At 68.9% G+C, this 16,679-nt stretch carries 12 protein-coding genes; 3 read left to right on the top strand and 9 right to left on the bottom strand.

From position 1 onward, the window contains the following. Positions 1–13: 13 nt before the first annotated feature. The gene (locus LCHO_RS09465) at positions 14–1,480 is read left to right on the top strand and encodes a VWA domain-containing protein (RefSeq protein ID WP_012346920.1); all 1,467 of its coding nucleotides are present in this window, start codon (positions 14–16) and stop codon (positions 1,478–1,480) included. A gap of 46 nt (positions 1,481–1,526) precedes the next feature. Here LCHO_RS09465 and LCHO_RS09460 read toward each other — a convergent pair whose 3' ends face one another. The 6 genes from LCHO_RS09460 to LCHO_RS09435 form a co-directional block, all read right to left on the bottom strand. Further along, entirely contained in the window at positions 1,527–4,055 is a 2,529-nt protein-coding gene (locus LCHO_RS09460) for a glycogen/starch/alpha-glucan phosphorylase (RefSeq protein WP_012346919.1), read from the bottom strand. A 60-nt stretch (positions 4,056–4,115) separates the two neighbouring features. Further along, the gene (gene glgA, locus LCHO_RS09455) at positions 4,116–5,579 is read right to left on the bottom strand and encodes a glycogen synthase GlgA (protein ID WP_012346918.1); all 1,464 of its coding nucleotides are present in this window, start codon (positions 5,577–5,579) and stop codon (positions 4,116–4,118) included. A gap of 68 nt (positions 5,580–5,647) precedes the next feature. Beyond that, positions 5,648–6,916, bottom strand: a complete 1,269-nt coding sequence (glgC, locus tag LCHO_RS09450) for a glucose-1-phosphate adenylyltransferase (RefSeq protein WP_012346917.1) — start codon at positions 6,914–6,916, stop codon at positions 5,648–5,650. A gap of 46 nt (positions 6,917–6,962) precedes the next feature. Next, entirely contained in the window at positions 6,963–8,597 is a 1,635-nt protein-coding gene (locus LCHO_RS09445; RefSeq protein WP_012346916.1) for an alpha-D-glucose phosphate-specific phosphoglucomutase, read from the bottom strand. Positions 8,598–8,698: 101 nt separating this feature from the next. Further along, the gene (gene glgX, locus LCHO_RS09440) at positions 8,699–10,969 is read right to left on the bottom strand and encodes a glycogen debranching protein GlgX (RefSeq protein ID WP_223210525.1); all 2,271 of its coding nucleotides are present in this window, start codon (positions 10,967–10,969) and stop codon (positions 8,699–8,701) included. A 177-nt stretch (positions 10,970–11,146) separates the two neighbouring features. After that, the gene (locus LCHO_RS09435) at positions 11,147–13,402 is read right to left on the bottom strand and encodes an arginine/lysine/ornithine decarboxylase (RefSeq protein ID WP_012346914.1); all 2,256 of its coding nucleotides are present in this window, start codon (positions 13,400–13,402) and stop codon (positions 11,147–11,149) included. Between the two features lie 132 nt (positions 13,403–13,534). Here LCHO_RS09435 and LCHO_RS09430 point away from each other — a divergent pair, with 132 nt between their 5' ends. Both LCHO_RS09430 and LCHO_RS09425 read left to right on the top strand, forming a co-directional pair. Beyond that, entirely contained in the window at positions 13,535–13,966 is a 432-nt protein-coding gene (locus LCHO_RS09430) for an NfeD family protein (protein WP_012346913.1), read from the top strand. Between the two features lie 46 nt (positions 13,967–14,012). Beyond that, a complete protein-coding gene (locus LCHO_RS09425) occupies positions 14,013–14,930 on the top strand; it encodes an SPFH domain-containing protein (protein ID WP_012346912.1) in 918 nt (305 codons plus the stop codon). 4 nt (positions 14,931–14,934) lie between these two features. On the opposite strand, the gene def is transcribed toward LCHO_RS09425, so the two are convergent. The 3 genes from def to LCHO_RS09410 form a co-directional block, all read right to left on the bottom strand. Then, positions 14,935–15,471, bottom strand: a complete 537-nt coding sequence (gene def, locus LCHO_RS09420; RefSeq protein ID WP_012346911.1) for a peptide deformylase — start codon at positions 15,469–15,471, stop codon at positions 14,935–14,937. A gap of 16 nt (positions 15,472–15,487) precedes the next feature. Next, positions 15,488–15,718, bottom strand: a complete 231-nt coding sequence (locus tag LCHO_RS09415) for a hypothetical protein (RefSeq protein WP_012346910.1) — start codon at positions 15,716–15,718, stop codon at positions 15,488–15,490. Between the two features lie 140 nt (positions 15,719–15,858). Further along, positions 15,859–16,635, bottom strand: coding sequence for a TatD family hydrolase (locus tag LCHO_RS09410; protein WP_012346909.1), 777 nt, complete (start codon positions 16,633–16,635; stop codon positions 15,859–15,861). Positions 16,636–16,679 lie beyond the last annotated feature (44 nt).

Genomic DNA, 16,679 nt, shown 5'->3' with positions numbered 1-16,679 from the left:
CCGGAGCCGCGTGATGCGCACCCTCGATGCGCCCTACGACCGGCTCGAAGCCCTGCCGCGTGAACTCTGGCTGCCGGCGCTGATCACCTCGGTGGGCGACTCGGCGCAGCGGCTGGCCGATCTGCGCGCCTGGCTCGATGCGCTCGACGCCGGCCGCCTGCCCTCGCCCGAACACCACTTTGCCGACGACGACGCACTCGCGCCGATGCGCGCCGTGATCGGCACGCTCGAACTGCCCGGCCTGTGCAAGGGCGTGCCGGCGCTGGCGCAGCAGGTGCTGCGCACGCTGCTGTGGCATCTCGACCGCATCGCCGACCTGCAGCCCGCACTCGGCCGCACCGAGGCCATTGCGGCGGCCGCGCAGGGTTTCAGCGCGGAATGGGCGCTCGAATCCACCGGCCTCGAAGAACAGCTCGCGCTGCTGCAGGACCTGGGCGACGTCTCGCAGCTGCGCTGGGACGAACTGCAAGGCCTGCTCAACTCGCGTGGATGGCAAGAGGCGCAGCGCCTGAGCGCGCTGCTGGCGCACCTGCAGCCGCTGGTCGAGCTGATCCGCGCGCTCGGCCGCACCGAACACCAGCCGTCGGCGCCGCCGGCCGACACCGCCGCGCCGCAGGTGCAATCGCTGCGCCGGCCGATGCGCGAGTGCGAAACCCACCTGCCCGACGCGCCCGGCGAGGTCACCGGCATCCGCCAGTCCGACCGCATCGACCGCATGCTGAGCGCCGAGGCGGTGCAGATCCGCCACCCGGTGCTGCGCAAGCTCTGGCGCGCCCGGCTGGCCGAGGCGCGGCTGCTGACCTACGAAAGCGAGGCGGTGCTGATCGAACACGCGCCCGATCCGCAGGCGCGGCCGCAGTTGCAGTCGCAGCCGGTGGCCGCACCGCTGGCGCGCGGGCCGATCATCCTGTGCCTGGACACCTCGGGCTCGATGAAGGGTGCACCCGAGAAGATCGCCAAGGCGGTGGTGATCGAGGCGCTGCGCACGGCGCAGCGCGAGCGGCGCGGCTGCATGCTGGTGGCCTTCGGCGGCCGTGGCGAGATGCTCAGCCGCGAGCTGCACGCCGGCGCCGCCGGCCTGCGGGCGCTGCTCGATCTGATCGGCACCGGTTTCGACGGCGGCACCGACGTGCAGACGCCGATCGAACATGCCGTCGAGCGGGTGCGCCAGGCGCGCTGGCGCAGCGCCGATCTGCTGATCGTCAGCGACGGCGAATTCGGCTGCGTGCCGCAGACCCTGCTGCAGCTCGATCAGGCCAAGGCCGAACTCGGCCTGCGGGTGCAGGGCATCCTGATCGGCGACCGCGAAACCATGGGTCTGCTCGAGACCTGCGACCAGATCCACTGGCTGCGCGACTGGCGCCGCTTCGAAGGCGAGCAGCCGCAGCGCGAGGGCCACGTGCCGGTGCACACGCCGAGCCTGACCGCGCTCTACTTTCCGAACGCGCTCAGCGAACGGGCAAGCCGCCACCGCAGCTGAACGGCCGGTGTGGCAGGCAGGCGGCGGGCCGCCCGCCCCGGCCGCTTCAGCTTCCGCTGGAGACGGCGGCGCTGGCCTCGACCGCCAGCTGCACCGTGTGCGGCAGCGGCAGCACCACCGGGCGGCTGTGCCAGATCTGGTCGGCGTATTCGGCGATCGTGCGGTCGGACGAGAACACGCCCATGCCCGCCACGTTGAGCACCGCCTTGCGCGCCCAGGCGTCGGGGTTGCGGTAGAGCATGTCGACATCGGCCTGCGCCGCCACGTAGCTGGCGTAGTCGGCCAGCAGCAGGTAGTGGTCGCCCCAGTTCACCAGCACGTCGTAGATCTGCTGGAAGCGGCCGGGTTCGTCGGGGCTGAACAGGCCGTCGCGGATCGCGTCGAGCGTGGCCTTGAGTTCGGCGTTGCCTTCGTAGAGGGCGCGCGGCTGGTAGCCGCGGGCACGGATCTCGGCCACCTCGGGCGTGGTGTTGCCGAAGATGAAGATGTTGTCGGCGCCGACCTGCTGGTGGATCTCGACGTTGGCGCCGTCCATCGTGCCGATCGTCAGCGCGCCGTTGAGGGCGAACTTCATGTTGCCGGTGCCCGAGGCCTCGGTGCCGGCGGTGGAGATCTGCTCGGACAGGTCGGCCGCCGGGATGATGATCTCGGCCAGGCTGACGCTGTAGTTGGGGATGAACACCACCTTGAGCCGGTCGCCCACGCGCGGGTCGTTGTTGACCGTGCGGGCCACGTCGTTGATCAGCTTGATGACCAGCTTGGCCATGTGATAGGCCGAGGCCGCCTTGCCGGCGAACACCACCACCCGCGGCACCCATTGCGCGTCGGGATTGGCCAGGATCGCGCGGTAGCGCGAGACCACGTGCAGCAGGTTGAGCAGCTGACGCTTGTATTCGTGGATGCGCTTGACCTGCACGTCGAACAGCGCGTCGGGGTTGAGCGTCACGCCCATGTGCTTGAGCACGTAGCGCGCCAGGCGCTCCTTGTTCTGGCGCTTGACCTTGCGGAAGGCGCCGAGAAAACCGGGCAGGTCGAGCGAGTGGCGCAGGCCTTCGAGGTCATCCAGGTGACGCCGCCAGCCGCGGCCCACGCGCTGGTCGATCAGCGCGGCCAGGCCCGGGTTGGCCTGCGCCAGCCAGCGCCGCGGCGTCACGCCGTTGGTCTTGTTGTTGAAGCGTTCGGGCCAGAGCCGGGCGAAGTCGGCAAAGATCGACTCCTTCATCAGCTCGGAATGCAGCGCCGACACGCCGTTGATCGAGTGGCTCGCCACCACCGCCAGGTAGGCCATGCGCACGCGCCGCTCGCCGCTTTCGTCGATCAGCGAGACCCTGCGCATCAGCTCGGGCTGGTGGCCGTTCTTCTTGGTGATCGCGGCCAGGAAATCGGCGTTGATGTCGAAGATGATGCGCAGGTGGCGCGGCAGCACGCGGCCGAACAGGTCGACCGGCCAGGTCTCGAGCGCCTCGTGCATCAGCGTGTGGTTGGTGTACGAGAACACCTTCTGACTCAACGCCCAGGCCTGCGCCCACGGCACCCGGTGCTCGTCGACCAGGATGCGCATCAGCTCGGGAATCGCCAGCACCGGGTGGGTGTCGTTGAGGTGGATGCTGACCTTGTCGGGCAGCGCCTCGAAGCCGGTGTGGGTGCGCAGGTAGCGGTGCACCAGATCCTGCAGGCTGGCCGAGACGAAGAAATACTCCTGGCGCAGCCGCAGCTCGCGCCCCGACAGCGTCGAGTCGTCGGGGTACAGCACGCGCGAGACGTTCTCGGAGTGGTTCTTGCCCTCCACCGCGCCGAAGTAGTTGCCCTGGTTGAAGGCCTTGAGGTTCATCTCCTCGGTCGCCTTGGCCGACCACAGGCGCAGCGTGTTGGTGGCCTGGGTGCCGTAGCCGGGGATGATGGTGTCGTAGGCCATCGCCAGCACGTCGTCGGTGCCGACCCAGCGCACGATGCTGTCGACGCCCTGGCCGGTGGTCTCGAGGTAGCCGCCGAAGCGCACGCGGTAATGCACCTCCGGGCGCGGAAACTCCCACGGGTTGCCCTGGTTGAGCCAGTAGTCGGGCACCTCGACCTGGCGGCCGTCGACGATGGTCTGGCGGAACATGCCGTAGTCGTAGCGGATGCCGTAGCCGAAACCGGGCACGCCGATGGTGGCCATCGAATCCAGAAAACACGCCGCCAGCCGGCCCAGGCCGCCATTGCCGAGCGCGGCATCGGGTTCGAGGTCGAACAGCTTGTCGACGTCGACGTCGAGTTCGCCGAGCGCCTGCCGGATGGTGGGCATCAGCTCGAGCGCCAGCAGCGCGTTGCTGAAGGTGCGCCCGATCAGGAACTCCATCGACAGGTAGTAGACCCGCTTGACGTCCTGCGCGTACTGGGCGCGGGTGGTCTTCATCCAGCGCTCGACCAGGTGGTCGCGCACCGCGTACGACACCGCGTGCAGCCAGTCTTCAGGACGCGCCGAGACGGGATCCTTGCCGACGCTGTAGACCAGCTTGTTCGAGATGGCGCGCTTGAAGGAGGCCACGTCGCGGGCCAGGTGGTCGTACTGGTGTTCGAACTGGGTCAGGTCCATCGGATGCTCTTGGTCTTTGCGGTGTTTGTCGTCGTGGGGGGCAGGCGGCCGGGGTCGGCGTCAGGCGGCCACCTGCTGGTAGAGCTTGAGGTACTGCCGCGCCGAGTCTTCCCAGCCGAAGGGTTGCTGCATGCCGCGGCGCTGCACCTGCAGCCAGTCGGCACGGCGGCGGAACAGCGCCTTGGCGCGCAGGCAGGCGCCGATCAGGCCGTCGGCACTGAAGTCATCGAAGACGAAGCCGGTGGCGTCGTGGTCGAGCGTCTCGAGCCGGGCGTCGGCCACGGTGTCGACCAGGCCGCCGACCCGGCGCACGACCGGCAGGGTGCCGTACTTGAGGCCGTAGAGCTGCGTCAGGCCGCAGGGCTCGAAACGCGACGGCACCAGGATCAGGTCGCTGCCGGCGATCAGCCGGTGGGCGAAGGCCTCGTCGTAGCCCAGCCGCACCGCCGCCGCCGTCGGATGCTGCTCGGCGAGGCGGCGGAACTCGTTTTCCATGCCGGCGTCGCCGCTGCCGAGCAGGGCGAACTGGAAGCCGCGCTCGATCAGCGCCGGCAGCGCCTGCAGCACCAGGTGCAGGCCTTTCTGCTCGGTCAGGCGGCTGACCACGCACAGCAGCGGCACGGCGGGATCTTCGGCCAGGCCGAGTTCCGCCTGCAGCGTCGCCTTGCATTGCGCCTTGCCGGTGAGCTTGCGGCGGGTGTAGGTGGCGGGGATCAGGGCATCGCCGGCCGGATTCCAGACCGCATCGTCGACGCCGTTGAGGATGCCGCTCAGGTCGGCATCGCGGTCGCGCAGCAGGCCGTCGAGACCGCAGCCCTGCTCGGCGCCCTGGATCTCGCGGGCGTAGGTCGGGCTGACGGTGGTGATGCGGTCGGCGAAGTACAGGCCGCCCTTCATGAAGCTGATCTGGCCGTAGAACTCCAGGCCGTGGACCTGGTTGTAGGCCGCGGGCAGGCCCAGATCACCGAAATGATGGGCGGGGAAAAAACCCTGGTACGCGAGGTTGTGCACCGTGTAGACGCTGCCTGCCAGGCGCCGGCCACGTGCCCATTCGAGCGCACGCAGATACGCCGGTGCCAGCGCGGCATGCCAGTCGTGCGCATGCACCACGCGCGGTGCCCAGTACGGATCGAGGCCGTCGGCCAGCTTGGCCGCCACCCAGCCCAGCAGCCCGAAGCGCAGGTGGTTGTCGTCGTAGGGATGCTGGCGGGCATCGTTGTAGGGGCCGCCGTCGCGGTGATAGTGGTCGGGCGAGTTGATCACGTAGGCGTCGACATCGCAGGCCGGCAGCCGACCGTACAGCAGCCGCGCGCCACGCGCCATGACCATCGCCGGAGGCGGCTCCAGCCGCGCCACCTCGATGGCGTCGACCAGCCCGGCCAGGATGGCCGGGAACCCCGGTACCACCACCCGCACCTCGGCGCCGAGCGCACGCAGCGCGGGCGGCAGGGCCCCCGCCACGTCGGCAAGCCCGCCGGTCTTGAGCAAGGGAAAGATCTCGGCACAGGCTTGCAGGATGCGCATGGTCGGAAGCGGGCTGATGGACGGGGCGGCGGGTGACGCGGGTGGCGGGCGATGCGCTCAGTGCGCCATCACAGCGCGGCGAGCATGCGGCGTGTCACCAGCACCACGCCGTTTTCGGTGCGGAAGAACCGCTTGGCGTCGAGCTCGGCGTCCTCGCCGATCACCAGGCCGTCGGGCAGGTGGCAGCGGCGGTCGATCACCACCTTGCTGAGCCGGCAGCCGCGGCCGATCTGCACGTCGGGCAGCATCACCGTCTGGTTGATCTCGCTGTACGAGCGCACCAGCACGTTGGAGAACAGCACCGAGTTGCGCACCGTCGAGCCCGAGACGATGCAGCCGCCCGACACCAGCGAGTTGATCGCCTCGCCACGGCGGCCGTCGTAGTCGTGCACGAACTTGGCCGGCGGCAGCTGTTCCTGGTAGGTCCAGATCGGCCATTCCTTGTCGTACATGTTCAGCTCGGGCGTGGGCGAAGCCAGGTCGAGGTTGGCGGCCCAGTAGGCGTCGACCGTGCCGACGTCGCGCCAGTAGGAGCCCTCGAACAGCGGATTGGGGATCGCCGACATCGAGAACGGATGCGCGAGCGCCTGGTTCTCGGCCACCGCACGCGGGATCAGGTTCTTGCCGAAATCGTGTTCCGAGGTCGGATCGGCGGCGTCGTCTTCGAGCAGGCGATACAGGTAGTCGGCCGAGAAGACGTAGATGCCCATGCTGGCGAGCGACTTGTCCGGATGGCCCGGCATGGCCGGCGGATCGGCCGGCTTCTCGACGAAGGCGGTGACGTGGCGCTCGTCGTCGATCGCCATCACGCCGAACGCCTTGGCTTCATCGCGCGAGACCTCGATGCAGCCCACCGTCACGCCCCGACCGCTGGCGGCGTGGTCGGCCAGCATGATCGAGTAGTCCATCTTGTAGATGTGGTCGCCGGCCAGCACGACGATGTAGTCGGGCGGCGTCGAGTTGCGGATGATGTCGAGGTTCTGGTAGATGGCGTCGGCGGTGCCCTGGTACCAGCTTTCCTCGTTGACACGCTGCTGCGCGGGCAGCAGGTCGACGAACTCGCCCATCTCGTTGCGCAGGAAGCTCCAGCCGCGCTGCAGGTGGCGCAGCAGCGAGTGCGACTTGTACTGCGTGATCACGCCGATGCGGCGGATGCCCGAGTTCATGCAGTTCGACAGCGCGAAGTCGATGATGCGGAACTTGCCCCCGAAGTGCACCGCCGGCTTGGCGCGCCGATCGGTCAGGTCCTTCAGGCGCGAACCGCGGCCGCCGGCCAGCACCAGGGCGAGTGAGCGGCGGGTCAGGCTGCGGGCCTGGGCAATGCGGGTGATGTCCATGGTGTCTCCTCTTGGGGGCTTCGGTGGGTATCGGGTCAGGTGGAAATCAGGTGATCACGGCCGGTGCATCGAGGCCGGTGTGGGCGCGGATGCCGGCGATCTGCTCGGCCAGGTCGATCAGCGGGCCCAGCGCGTCCTGCGGCGGCAGGTCGTGCAGGGCCGGATCGCTTTCGTAGCGCTCGAGGTAGACCCGCAGGGTGGCACCCTCGGTGCCGGTGCCCGACAGGCGGAACACCACCCGCGAGCCACCGGCGATGAGGAGCCGCACGCCCTGGCGGGTGGAGACCGAGCCGTCGACCGGATCGGTGTACGCGAAGTCGTCGGCCTGCTCGATCAGCAGGTCGCCGAACCGCGCGCCGGCCAGCGACGGCAGCCGGGCGCGCAGTGCCGCCATCAGCGCATCGGCGCGCTCGGTGGGCACGCCCTCCCAGTCGTGGCGCGAGTAGTAGTTGCGGCCGAAACGGGCCCAGTGCGCGCGCACGATCTGCTCGACCGACTCGCCGGTGGCGGCCAGCAGGTTGAGCCAGAACAGCACCGCCCAGAGACCGTCCTTTTCACGCACGTGGTCGGAGCCGGTGCCGTAGCTCTCCTCGCCACACAGCGTGGCGCGGCCGGCGTCGAGCAGGTTGCCGAAGAACTTCCAGCCGGTCGGGGTTTCGTAACACGGGATGCCGAGCGCGGCAGCCACGCGGTCGGCCGCCTGCGAGGTCGGCATCGAACGCGCGATGCCCTTGAGCCCGTCGCGATAACCCGGCACCCGCCCGGCATTGGCCGCCAGCACCGCCAGGCTGTCGGACGGCGTGACGACGAAGCGTCGGCCGAGGATCATGTTGCGGTCGGCATCACCGTCGGAGGCTGCACCGAAATCGGGCGCATCGGCGGCCGACATGATCGCGATCAGTGCCTCGGCGTGGGCCGGGTTGGGATCGGGGTGATGGCCGCCGAAGTCCTCCAGCGGCTCGCCGTTGATGACCGTGCCGGCCGGCGCGCCGAGCGCGCCTTCGAGCGCCGCGCGGGCGTAGGGGCCGCCGGCGGCGCACATGGCGTCGTAGCACATGCGGTTGCCGGCAGCGAACCAGGCGCGCATGGCGTCGAAGTCGAACAGCCCGCGCATCAGCTCGAGGTGGTCGGCCACCGGATCGATCACCTCGACCACCATCGCGCCGATGCGCTGCTCGCCCAGGCGCGAGAGGTCGATGTCGGCGACATCGTCGGCGATCGGGTACTGCGTGATGCGCTGCGTGCCGGCGTAGATCGCCTCGGTGACCTTCTCGGGCGCCGGGCCGCCGTTGCCGATGTTGTACTTGATGCCGAAGTCGCCGTCCGGGCCGCCCGGGTTGTGGCTGGCCGACAGCACCACGCCGCCGTAGGCGCCGCGCTTGCGGATCACCGCGCTGGCCGCCGGTGTCGACAGCAGGCCGCCCTGCCCGACCAGCACCTTGGCAAAACCGTGCGCCGCGGCCATGCGCAGGATGGTCTGCACCGCCGCGCGGTTGTGGAAGCGGCCGTCCCCCCCGAGCACCAGGGTCTGGCCGGCGCGATCGTCGAGGCTCTCGAACAGCGCCTGGACGAAGTTCTCGAGGTAGTGCGGCTGCTGGAACACCGAGACCTTCTTGCGCAGGCCGGAGGTGCCGGGCCGCTGGCCGGCGATGGGCTGGGTGGAAACCTGGACGATCTTCATGGTGGGCAGACTCGGCGATGGAGCGGGTGGAACGGACAGATCGGGGAATGACGGAATCGATTGCGACGTTCGGCGATTCTGGTGCCGTGGCCGTGTTGTGGCTACCCCAGGCCATCCAGCAACACGAGCACGGCGCGTGCCGGCAGGTCGCAGGCACCGTGCGGTGCCACCAGGTCGTCGACACACGGCTGCTGGTCGGCGCCGGGCTCGCCGTCGAGACTGGCGCTGCACAGTTGCGCGACCCAGCGCCCGGCCGGCAGGACGAAACGACGCACCGATGCATTCGGGTTGAACAGCAGCAGCGCCGCCGCCGCGCCCTGGCCCGCGTCGAGCCGGACGCCCATCGCGCGGTCACGTTCTTCAGCCCAGTCGGCCCCGGCCAGCGCGTGGCCTTCGGGGTGCCACCAGAGCACGTCGAGGCGGCCGTGGCGGTCGGCGTGGCCTGTCAGCCAGCTGCTGATGCGCAGCGACGGCTGGCAGCGGCGCAGCGCCAGCAGCCGGCTCGCAAAGGCAAGCAGGGCCCGGTCGGCGCCGGCCCAGTCGAGCCAGGTCAGCGGGTTGTCCTGGCAGTAGGCGTTGTTGTTGCCGCGCTGGCTGTGGCCGATCTCGTCGCCGGCCAGCAGCATCGGCGTGCCCTGCGACAGCACCAGGCAAGCCAGCAAGGCACGCTGAAGGCGCGCGCGCAGGGCCAGCACCTCGGGCTCGTCGGTGTCACCCTCGACGCCGCAGTTCCAGCTGCAGTTGTGGTGGTGGCCGTCGCGGTTGTGCTCGCCGTTGGCGTCGTTGTGCTTGTGGTTGAAGCTGACCAGATCGCGCAGCCCGAAGCCGTCGTGCGCGGTGATGAAGTTGACGCTGGCCAGCGGCGAGCGGCCGTCGTGATGGAACTGGGTGCTCGAACCGGCCAGCCGGTGCGCCAGCACGCCGCGGTCACCGGCACAGCGCAACCACCAGGTGCGCAGCGTGTCGCGGAACTGGTCGTTCCACTCCTGCCAGCCGGGTGGGAAACCACCGAGCTGGTAGCCGCCGGGGCCGATGTCCCAGGGCTCGGCGATCAGCTTGACGCGCGACAGCACCGGATCGGCCTGCAGCGCCGCGAAGAAACCGGCCGACGTGCCGAACTGGCCGTCACGCCCGCGCGCCAGGATCGGCGCCAAGTCGAAGCGGAAGCCGTCCACGCCATACGCCAGCACCCAGTGCCGCAGCGACTCGATCACCAGCTGCACCACGCGCGGTTCGGCCAGGTTCAGGCTGTTGCCGCAGCCGCTCCAGTTCTGATAGACGCGGCGGTGCTGGGCGCCGTGGTGCCCGTCCGGGTGGTGCGCATCCGGGTGATGGGCTTCGACGCGCTGGGTTTCGAGGTGGTAGTAGCGCGCGTTCGCCAGGCCGCGAAAACTCAGCGTCGGGCCGTTGTCGTCGGTCTCGGCACTGTGGTTGTAGACCACGTCGAGCACCACCTCGAGTCCGGCCGCATGCAGGCTCGCGACCATCTCGCGGAACTCGTCGGCCACGTTCGTGCCGGGCCGCCCGCTCCAGTAGCGCGGTTCGGGCGCCAGGAAGGCGATGCTGCTGTAGCCCCAGTAGTTGGTCAGGCCGAGGTGCTGCAGGCGCTCTTCGTCGGCGCGGGCATGCACCGGCAGCAGGCTGAGCGTGGTGACGCCGAGCGCGCGGTAGTGCGCGATCATGGCCGGGCTGGCCAGGCCGGCATAGCTGCCACGCAGGGGCTCGGGCACGTCCGGGTGCAGGCGGGTCGCGCCCTTGACGTGGACCTCGTAGAGCACCGTCATCTCGGGCGCCACGCGCGGGCCTTCGGGCCGCGGCACGGCGCTCGACCGGTCCGCCGCGCGGCCCTCGGGCCGACGCACGAGCGCCTTCAGCGCGACCGGCGCGTTGTCACGGATGTCGGGGTGCTGCGGGTTGGCGGCGTCATGGCCCTGGTAGAGCGACAGGTCGCCGGCGTAGCGGCCCACCAGTTCGGTGGCGTACGGGTCGAGCAGGACCTTGGCCGGATTGAAGCGGTGGCCTTGAGCCGGTGCCCACGGGCCGTGGGCCCGCCAGCCATAGACCAGGACGTCCGGGATGCCGTCGCCGGCATCGTCGCCGGTGATCGTCAGCAGGGCAAGGTCATCGGCCTGGAGCCGGCCGTGCCAGACGCCGTCGGTGCAGGCCGGCAGCCTCAGGCGGACCTGTTCGCGCGTGCCGGTGGCATCGAACAGGCAGAGTTCGAGCTGGCTTGCATCGGGCGCCCAGACCGCGAAATTGAGCGCCCGGTCGCACCAGTGCGCACCCAGCGGCCAGGGCAGGCCGGCGCCGAGCAGGTCGGTCTTCAAGGGGGCGCCGCTCGCCAGGCCGGCACCGAAGTCAGGTCGCATCATCGTCATGCCCGGGTGGCGTCGTCTGGGCGGCGCAGGGATCGCTGCAGGTACATCATGGAGAAACATCTTGCCATGTAACCCGCATGTACCCCACCACCGGCGCGAGGGGCAAACCCTCGGCAGCCGGGTGGCCCGCCGGCCGGTCCGCCAGCCGGGTTCAGGTGCTGGCCGCGACCACTACGCCACGCAGTCGACGTAGTAGCGCCGCACGCCGTTGCCCATGTCCTGCTCGACCAGGCCGTGCACGTCGGTGTGGAAACCGGGGAAGCGGTCGTTGAAGCGGCGCGCGAAGCGCAGGTAGTCGACGATCTTCTTGTTGAAACGCTCGCCGGGGATCAGCAGCGGGATGCCCGGCGGGTACGGCGTCAGCAGCGAGGTGGTGATGCGGCCTTCGAGCTGGTCGATCTCGACCCGCTCGGTCCTGCGCCGGGCGATGTGCGCGTAGGCCTCGCTGGGCTTCATCGCCGGATGCAGGTCGGACAGGTACATCTCGGTGGTGAGGCGGGCGATGTCGCCCTCGGCGTAGGCCTCGTGGATGGCCTGGCAGAGGTCGCGCAGGCCCATGCGCTCGTAGACCGGGTACTTGGCGACGAACTCGGGCAGCACGCGCCACAGCGGCTGGTTGCGGTCGTAGTCGTCCTTGAACTGCTGCAGCGCCGTCAGCAGGGTGTTCCAGCGGCCCTTGGTGATGCCGATGGTGAACATGATGAAGAAGCTGTAGAGCCCGGTCTTCTCGACCACCACGCCGTGCTCGGCCAGGAACTTGGTGACGATCGCCGCCGGGATGCCGGTCTTGGCGAACTCGCCCGACATGTTCAGCCCCGGCGTGATGATGGTCGACTTGATCGGGTCGAGCATGTTGAAGCCGTCGGCCAGGTCGCCGAAGCCGTGCCACTGCTCGTTGGCCTGCAGGATCCAGCCGTCGGCGCGGCCGATGCCGTCACCGGCCAGCGCCGGCGGGCCCCAGACCTTGAACCACCAGTCGTGGCCGAACTCGTCCTCGACCTTGCGCATGGCGCGGCGGAAGTCGAGCGCCTCCTTGATGCTTTCCTCGACCAGCGCGGTGCCGCCGGGCGGGTCCATCATGGCCGCGGCCACGTCGCACGACGCGATGATCGCGTACTGCGGCGAGGTGCTGGTGTGCATCAGGTAGGCCTCGTTGAAGAGGTGGCGGTCGAGCTGGCGCGTCTGCGAGTCCTGCACCAGCACCTGCGAGGCCTGGCTGATGCCGGCCAGCAGCTTGTGGGTCGACTGGGTGGCGTAGACGATCGCCTCCTTCGGGCGCGGCCGGTTCTTGCCCATCGCGTGGAAGCTGCCGTAGAACTTGTGGAAGGCCGCGTGCGGCAGCCAGGCCTCGTCGAAATGCAGGGTGTCGATCCAGCCGTCGACCATGCCCTTGATGGTCTCGGTGTTGTAGAGCACGCCGTCGTAGGTGCTCTGCGTCAGCGTCATGATGCGCGGCTTGATCTGCGAGGTGTCCACGCCGGCCAGCAGCGGATTGGCGGCGATCTTGCGCTCGATCGCCTCGCGGCTGAACTCGCTCTCGGGGATCGGGCCGATGATGCCGTAGTGGTTGCGCGTGGGCGTCATGAAGACCGGCACCGCGCCGGTCATGATGATCGAGTGCAGGATCGACTTGTGGCAGTTGCGGTCGACCACCACGATGTCGTCGGGCGCCACCGTGTGGTGCCAGACCATCTTGTTGGACGTGCTGGTGCCGTTGGTCACGAAGTAGCAGTGGTCGGCGTTGAAGATGCGCGCCGCATTGCGCTCGGACGCACCCACCGGGCCGGTGTGGTCGAGCAGCTGGCCGAGTTCCTCGACCGCGTTGCAGACGTCGGCGCGCAGCATGTTCTCGCCGAAGAACTGGTGGAACATCTGGCCCACCGGGCTCTTCAGGAACGCCACGCCGCCCGAGTGACCCGGGCAGTGCCAGCTGTAGGAGCCGTCCTGCGCGTAGTCCATCAGCTCCTTGAAGAACGGCGGCGCCAGGCCGTCGAGGTAGCTCTTGCACTCGCGGATGATGTGGCGCGCCACGAACTCCGGCGTGTCCTCGAACATGTGGATGAAGCCGTGCAGCTCGCGCAGGATGTCGTTGGGGATGTGCTGCGAGGTGCGCGTCTCGCCGTAGATGTAGATCGGGATGTCGGTGTTGCGGAACCGGATCTCCTCGATGAACTTGCGCAGCGACAGCACCGCCGGGTCGAGCTCGGGGCCGGGCGTGAACTCCTCGTCGTCGATCGACAGGATGAAGGCGCCGGCGCGGCTTTGCTGCTGCGCGAACTGGCTCAGGTCGCCGTAGCTGGTGGCACCCAGCACCTCGAAGCCCTCTTTTTCGATGGCCTGGGCCAGCGCACGGATGCCCAGCCCCGAGGTGTTCTCGCTGCGGAAGTCCTCGTCGATGATGACGATCGGGAAATGAAAACGCTGCATGGGCGGCTCCGGTGGCCTGGGGTCAAAAAAATGGAAGGGCGCAGTGTAGGGCTTGCATGTGACACCTCCGGGCCGGCCCCTGAACAGCCCGGAACGTACACTGAACCCGGCGTTCTGGAGGCGCCCAAGACGATGTCCGAACCGATGCTCTGGTGGCTTGCCGCCGCGATCCTGGTGGCCGCCGAACTGGCCACCGGCACCTTCTATCTGCTGATGCTCAGCCTGGGCCTGGCCGCCGGTGCGCTGGCCGCTCATGCAGGCCTCGACACCCCGGCGCAACTGCTGTGTGCCGCGCTGGCCGGCGGTGGCGCGGTGGCGTTCTGGCATCTGCGCCGCCAGAGCCGACCACCCACCGCACCGCAGTCCGAGAACCCCGAGCTCAACCTCGACATCGGCCAGCGGGTTCACGTCACGCACTGGCGCGCCGACGGCAGCGCGCGCGTGAGCTACCGCGGCAGCACCTGGACCGCGCGCCTGCATCAGCCGTCGTCCACGGATGCGGTGCCAACCGGCGACTACCGCATCCGCGCCGTCGACGGCAACACCTTGCTGCTCGAACGCTGAGCACCGCATCGGCGGCGCCAGTCCCTCTCAACCGGAGAAAAACGCAATGGAAGTCGCTTTCGTGATTCTGGTCATCGCGGCCATCTTCATCGCCCGCTCGGTCAAGGTCGTGCCCCAGCAGACCGCCTGGGTCATCGAGCGCCTGGGCAAGTACCACGGCACGCTGGTGCCGGGCCTGAACTTCCTGGTGCCCTTCGTCGACCGGCTGGCCTACAAGCACTCGCTGAAGGAAGTGCCGCTCGACGTGCCCAGCCAGGTCTGCATCACCAAGGACAACACCCAACTGCAGGTCGACGGCATCCTGTATTTCCAGGTCACCGACCCGCAGCGCGCCAGCTACGGCAGCTCCAACTACGAGATGGCGATCACCCAGCTCGCGCAGACCACGCTGCGCAGCGTGATCGGCAAGATGGAGCTCGACAAGACCTTCGAGGAGCGCGACCTGATCAACAGCGCGGTCGTCAGCGCGCTCGACGACGCGGCGCTGACCTGGGGCGTCAAGGTGCTGCGCTACGAGATCAAGGACCTGACGCCGCCGGCCGAGATCCTGCACGCGATGCAGGCGCAGATCACCGCCGAGCGCGGCAAGCGTGCGCTGATCGCCGCCTCCGAAGGCCGCCGCCAGGAGCAGATCAACATCGCCACCGGCGAGCGCGAGGCCTTCATCGCCCGCTCCGAGGGCCAGAAGATGGCCGAGATCAACAAGGCACAGGGCGAGGCCGCCGCCATCAGCGCGGTCGCCGCCGCCACGGCCGAGGCCATCCGGGTGATCGCCGCAGCGATCGAGCAGCCCGGCGGCACGCAGGCGGTGCAGTTGAAAGTGGCGGAGAAGGCCGTCGAGGCCTACGCCCAGCTGGCGCAGACCAACAACACCATGATCGTGCCGGGCAACATGAGCGAGGTGTCGTCCCTGATCGGCACCGCGATGACGCTGATGGGCAAGCTGCCCAAGGGCACGGCCTGATCGGTCAGTCGTCGCTCGACGCGTCGAGACCGGGGAACAGCACCTCGGTGTAGCCGAAACGGCTGAAGTCGCGCACCCGCATCGGGTAGAGCTTGCCGATCAGGTGATCGCATTCGTGCTGGACGACGCGGGCGTGGAAGCCGTCGGCCTCGCGCTCGATCAGCTGGCCGACTGGATCGAAACCGCTGTAGCGGATGCGCGTGCAGCGCGGCACCACGCCACGCAGTCCGGGCACCGACAGGCAGCCTTCCCAGCCGTCTTCCTCGTCGTCGGACAGGGCCACGATCTGCGGATTGACCAGCACCGTGGCAGGCACCGGCGGCGCGTCGGGATAGCGCGGGTTGTGCGCAGAACCGAAGATCACCACGGCCAGATCGACACCGATCTGCGGCGCCGCGATGCCGGCCCCGTTGGCCGCAGCCATGGTGTCGCGCAGGTCCTGCACCAGCTGATGCAGTTCAGGCGTGTCGAAGCGTCGGACCGGCTGGGCGATGCGCAACAGGCGCGGGTCGCCCATCTTCAGGATGGTGCGGACGGGCATCGGCTTGAGTTGCGGGTCATTCGCCCAGGCCGTCGTCGAAGTCGTCGCCGGTCTCGTCGGCATCGTCGTCGATCTCGTGGTCGTAGACCTCGAGGGCGCTCAGCGCGTGGGGGATCATCGGCTTGTCGAGCGGATGGCAGATGTGACGCTCCAGGTGCTGCAGCCGTTCAGAGCGTTCCATGGCCTGCAGGACGGCCTGCGGGTTCATCATCAACGCAAAGGGGTCGGCACTGAATTGGGCTTTCATCGAGCACTCCTGGCTGAACGGGCTGAAGGAAATCTCTGTCGATGAATGCAATGTAGGCCGGGAGCGAACGACGCGGGAGTGGTGAAAATGCGAAAAACGGTGTCAGAAGATATCTGACACGCGGTCAGGGGGCCACCGATTCAGACCGGCTTGAACAGGCGATCGAAGTTCGCGCTGGTGGCCTGCGCGATCTCCTCGACGCTCACGCCCTTGACCCGCGCCAGTTCGGCGGCCACGTAAGGCACCAGGGCCGGCGTGTTGAGCTTGCCGCGGTAGGGCACCGGCGCCAGGTAGGGGCTGTCGGTCTCGATCAGGCAGCGATCGAGCGGCACCATCGCGGCCACCTCGCGCAGGTCGCCGGCGTTCTTGAAGGTCAGGATGCCGGAGAACGACACGTGAAAGCCCATCTCGAGCGCGGCCGCCGCCACCTCGCGGGTTTCGGTGAAGCAGTGGAAGACACCCCCGCACTGCTCGGCGCCCTCCTCGCGCAGGATCGCCAGCGTGTCGGCCGAGGCGCTGCGGGTGTGGATCACCAGCGGCTTGTGCAGTCGACGCGCCGCGCGCACATGCACCCGCAGGCGCTCGCGCTGCCACTCCATGTCGGCGTGGCTGCGCTCGCCGATGCGGTAGTAGTCGAGCCCGGTCTCGCCGATCGCCAGCACGCGCGGTTGGGCGCCCAGCGTCAGCAGGTCGTCGAGCGCGGGCTCGCGCACACCCTCGTTGTCGGGGTGCACGCCGACCGTGGCCCAGAAGTTGTCGTGCGCCAGCGCCAGCGCATGCACGCCGTCGAACTCTTCGAGCGTGGTGCAGATGCACAGCGCGCGGTCGACCTGGGCCGCCTGCATCTGCGCGCGGATCTCGCCCAGGCGGGCGCTCAGCTCGGGAAAACTCAGGTGGCAATGCGAATCGACGAACATGGCGGCAGGCGATAGACGGAAAACGGCCAGCGGCTCGCCCGGCA

Origin of the sequence: Leptothrix cholodnii SP-6 (genome assembly GCF_000019785.1) — a bacterium.
Lineage (GTDB): Bacteria > Pseudomonadota > Gammaproteobacteria > Burkholderiales > Burkholderiaceae_C > Sphaerotilus > Sphaerotilus cholodnii.
This window is presented reverse-complemented; position numbering and strand designations above follow the sequence as displayed.

What these genes read in the sequence shown, in the direction of transcription:
- LCHO_RS09430 (WP_012346913.1), top strand. Translation starts at nt 13,535, where the DNA reads ATGTCCGAACCGATGCTCTGGTGGCTTGCCGCCGCGATCCTGGTGGCC.
- LCHO_RS09410 (WP_012346909.1), bottom strand. Translation starts at nt 16,635, where the DNA reads ATGTTCGTCGATTCGCATTGCCACCTGAGTTTTCCCGAGCTGAGCGCC.
- LCHO_RS09425 (WP_012346912.1), top strand. Translation starts at nt 14,013, where the DNA reads ATGGAAGTCGCTTTCGTGATTCTGGTCATCGCGGCCATCTTCATCGCC.
- LCHO_RS09460 (WP_012346919.1), bottom strand. Translation starts at nt 4,055, where the DNA reads ATGGACCTGACCCAGTTCGAACACCAGTACGACCACCTGGCCCGCGAC.
- glgC (WP_012346917.1), bottom strand. Translation starts at nt 6,916, where the DNA reads ATGGACATCACCCGCATTGCCCAGGCCCGCAGCCTGACCCGCCGCTCA.
- glgX (WP_223210525.1), bottom strand. Translation starts at nt 10,969, where the DNA reads ATGATGCGACCTGACTTCGGTGCCGGCCTGGCGAGCGGCGCCCCCTTG.
- LCHO_RS09435 (WP_012346914.1), bottom strand. Translation starts at nt 13,402, where the DNA reads ATGCAGCGTTTTCATTTCCCGATCGTCATCATCGACGAGGACTTCCGC.
- def (WP_012346911.1), bottom strand. Translation starts at nt 15,471, where the DNA reads ATGCCCGTCCGCACCATCCTGAAGATGGGCGACCCGCGCCTGTTGCGC.
- glgA (WP_012346918.1), bottom strand. Translation starts at nt 5,579, where the DNA reads ATGCGCATCCTGCAAGCCTGTGCCGAGATCTTTCCCTTGCTCAAGACC.
- LCHO_RS09465 (WP_012346920.1), top strand. Translation starts at nt 14, where the DNA reads ATGCGCACCCTCGATGCGCCCTACGACCGGCTCGAAGCCCTGCCGCGT.
- LCHO_RS09415 (WP_012346910.1), bottom strand. Translation starts at nt 15,718, where the DNA reads ATGAAAGCCCAATTCAGTGCCGACCCCTTTGCGTTGATGATGAACCCG.
- LCHO_RS09445 (WP_012346916.1), bottom strand. Translation starts at nt 8,597, where the DNA reads ATGAAGATCGTCCAGGTTTCCACCCAGCCCATCGCCGGCCAGCGGCCC.